The sequence below is a fragment of the bacterium genome (genome assembly GCA_035945995.1).
Lineage (GTDB): Bacteria > Sysuimicrobiota > Sysuimicrobiia > Sysuimicrobiales > Segetimicrobiaceae > DASSJF01.
Map to the genome: position 1 here is coordinate 1 of DASYZR010000167.1, position 3,255 is coordinate 3,255.

General features: G+C 65.5%; 3 protein-coding genes. 2 read left to right on the forward strand and 1 reads right to left on the reverse strand.

Annotation, left to right across the window (positions count from 1 at the left end; genetic code table 11):
- Nucleotides 1-192 precede the first annotated feature (192 nt).
- Nucleotides 193-1,707 (forward strand): SMP-30/gluconolactonase/LRE family protein, encoded by a 1,515-nt coding sequence (locus tag VGZ23_19805; protein ID HEV2359842.1) that lies wholly within the window; start codon nt 193-195, stop codon nt 1,705-1,707.
- A 53-nt stretch (nt 1,708-1,760) separates the two neighbouring features.
- Nucleotides 1,761-2,585 (forward strand): glucose 1-dehydrogenase, encoded by an 825-nt coding sequence (locus VGZ23_19810; GenBank protein HEV2359843.1) that lies wholly within the window; start codon nt 1,761-1,763, stop codon nt 2,583-2,585.
- Between the two features lie 77 nt (nt 2,586-2,662).
- Here the strand turns inward: VGZ23_19810 and VGZ23_19815 are convergent, their stop codons facing one another.
- Complete coding sequence (locus VGZ23_19815) at nt 2,663-3,136, reverse strand: hypothetical protein (protein ID HEV2359844.1); 474 nt, start codon at nt 3,134-3,136, stop codon at nt 2,663-2,665.
- Between the last annotated feature and the right edge of the window lie 119 nt (nt 3,137-3,255).

Consider the following 3,255-nt stretch of genomic DNA (forward strand, 5'->3'; position numbering starts at 1 on the left):
GGAGAATCTGCGCCTCGAGGAGGTCGCGCGCGAGGGCGTGCACGAGTTCATGCTGGTCATTGCCCACGCCAAGCTTCGCGGCGCCACCGGCGCGTGGGTCGCGCCACTGGCGATCGTCTGAGCCAGGTGACCGTGGTAGCCGTTAACATTCCATCCCCGCGGGAATTCCTCCCCTCTTGCCCGGACGCGATCGTGGACCTGCAGACTCATGATGGCGCGGCCCTGGTGAGCGGCGAGTGGCGGTACAGCGACACTCAGGTACGGGAGATCGACTTCGTTGCTGCCGGACCGGATCTGGGTCCGAGCGGCCCGCCGAACCGCAGCTATGAGGTGATCCCGCACGCACAATCAGCCGACTTCGACGACTCTGCCTGGCTGCTTCTTGCTCCTCCGGACACCCGGCGGCGCCTGTCCACGGGACGAGTTTGCTTCAACTGGTACCGCATCACGGTGACAGTTCCCCGGCGGATCGGCGACTTCGACCCAACCGGTTCGACGGTGATCTTCGAGGTTGTCGTTGACGACTACGCCGAGGTCTGGGTCAACGGAGCGCAGCCTATCGCGCTGGGTGACACCGGGGGCCCGGTCGTCGGCGGCTTCAATGCGCCCAACCGGGTCGTGCTCACCCGCTCCGCGCGCCCCGGTCAATCATTCGTTATCGCCGTGTTCGGCATTAACGGCCCGATCTCAGCCTCGCCTGCCAACTACATCTGGATGCGGAGCGCCACGCTCGATTTCTACGCACCGCGTCGCGCGCGCACCGTCCAGGAGGTCCCGGTAGAGATTATGCCGGCAGTCACGACCCCAAGCTCGCTCAAGGCGATCGTGCCCTCCTCAGCTTGCCTCGAGCGAGTCGCTTATGGCTTCGAGTTCACAGCGGGCCCGGTATGGGCTCGCGACGGCGCGCTGCTTTTCAGCTCGCCCAACACCAATGTCATCTACCGCTGGAACCCGGTCGGCGTGGTAACGGTTTTCCGCCCAAAGAGCGGCTACGCCGGAGCAGACATCGGGAAGTACCCCCAGCCCGGTTCCAACGGACTCACGTTCGACCCTGACGGGCGGCTCACCATCTGCCAGCACGGGAACCGGCGCGTCATCCGCATCGAACCGCATGGCAACATCACCGTGCTCGCCGACCGCTATGCAGGATTGCGCCTGAACAGCCCTAATGACCTCGTATACCGCTCGGACGGGACGTTGTTCTTCACCGACCCCCCGTTCGGCCTGCCGGAAGGGTTCGGCGATGCTGGCAGGGAGCTGCCGTTCAGTGGCGTCTTCCGTCTCCGTGAGGGCGCTGTGTCCGTAGTCACCGCGGAGCTGTCCGGGCCCACCGGGATCGCATTGTCTCCCGATGAGCGCTACCTCTACGTCAGCAACGCGGACCCGGTGCGCAAGACCGTGATGCGGTACACCCTCAGCGACGCGGGGTGCGCGGTCGGGAGCACCGTTTTCTTTGACATGACCGGCGTGGAAGGCGAGGGCTCGATCGGTGGGATCAAGGTTGATACAGCCGGCAACGTGTATCTGTGCGGTCCGTCCGGCATTTGGCTGCTCTCGCCCCGCGGTGAATATCTGGGCATCGTGCGGCTGCCGGAGAACCCCCACAACCTCGCGTGGGGAGACGAGGACGGCCGCACCCTCTACATCACGGCACTGACCAGCGTATACCGAATCCGGCTCGCGATCCCGGGCGTTCATCCCCAGTGAGCCGCGTGCGACAAGGCGGCCACACCACAGTCAAGGCAAGCAGGAGGAAAACCATGAAAGGTTTGCAGGAGAAAGTTGCCCTCGTCACTGGTGCCAGTTCTGGCATTGGCCAGGCGATCGCCATCCGGCTTGGCGAAGAAGGCGCATATGTCGCGATTAACTACGTGGGGCGGCCGGAAGGCGCGATCGAGACCAGAGAGGCGATCGAACACGGCATTAACGTCTGCATGAAGCGGCTTTCTGAGGTCGGCGACAGTCCGCCAATCCTTGTCGCTGCGGACGTGTCTGATGAGGGCGCGGTCGAGCGCATGTTCGACCAGGTAATCAGGAAGTACGGGCGACTGGATATCCTCGTCAACAACGCCGGCATCCAGATCGCCGCAGATTCGCACGAGCTGCCCGCCGCGGACTTCGATAAAGTCCTCGCGGTCAACCTGCGGGGCGCCTTCCTTTGCGCCCGCAGGGCCGTGCAGCACTTCATTGCCGAGGACCGCCCAGGGGTAATCGTCAACGTGTCCAGCGTGCATCAGCTGATCCCCAAGCCGCGGTTCCTGGGCTACTCAGTGTCCAAAGGGGGGATGCAGAACCTCACCCGATCCCTAGCGCTCGAGTACGCCTCGCGCGGCATACGGGTAAACGGCATCGGCCCCGGCGCTACCGTCACGCCAATCAACCGGTCGTGGATCGACGATCCGGTCAAGCGCCGAATGGTGGAAGACCACATCCCCATGCAGAGGGCAGGAGGCGCCGAGGAGATGGCTGCGGCAACTGCCTTCCTGTGCTCTGACGAGGCGGCCTACATCACCGGGCAAACCCTCTTCGTCGACGGTGGCCTCACCCTCTACCCATCCTTCGAGTCGACGTGGTCGTCTGAGTAACGCACCGACCCGGGCGCCGCCTCAGAGGCAGGCGCTCTCAGGACAGGGAGCCGCTAACAACGGAGGCGGCAGAGACCTCAGCCCGTCCTACGGCGCCCGTTGCTGAGCAGCTCGTAAGCTATGCCCGTCACCACGGTGTACACCGTGTGGTGGAGGGCGTCGATCGCGATCTCCCGCGGTGCCCAGAAGATGGCCGGCGGGGCGATGTCCCAGGCGGGCAGTGCCACCTGCGCACTCCCCCAAACGGCGGCGCCGTGCGCGAGGGTCGCGGCACGCGGCGGCAGTCCGGCGGCGCTGAGCAAGCCCCGCACTACTCCCCAGCCGGTGCCGTAGCCCCAGTGCGAGAGGTCATTGAATCGCGCCTCGGCGATCTCATTTTCGAAGGAGGCAATCCCAAGCGCCTTAGCTGTCGCGCGCGCTGGCGCGGAACTGGGCGCGCGGTGGCGGAGCCGCGCCTCGAGCGTGCTTGAGGCCGTCATGGCCGCGGTTCCGGCAACGCCAGCCACCAGCCCTTTGCCGATGCTGCAGGCCAGCTTGTCAGCAATTCTCATGACAGCACCTCCTGGTGTCGTTCATCGGCAGCAGGCCGGGCGACGGCCGTGACGTGTGCGCCGAGCCGCTCCAGCAGGTGATCGCCGACCCGCAGCGCGTTCGCCATCGCGGTCAGCGC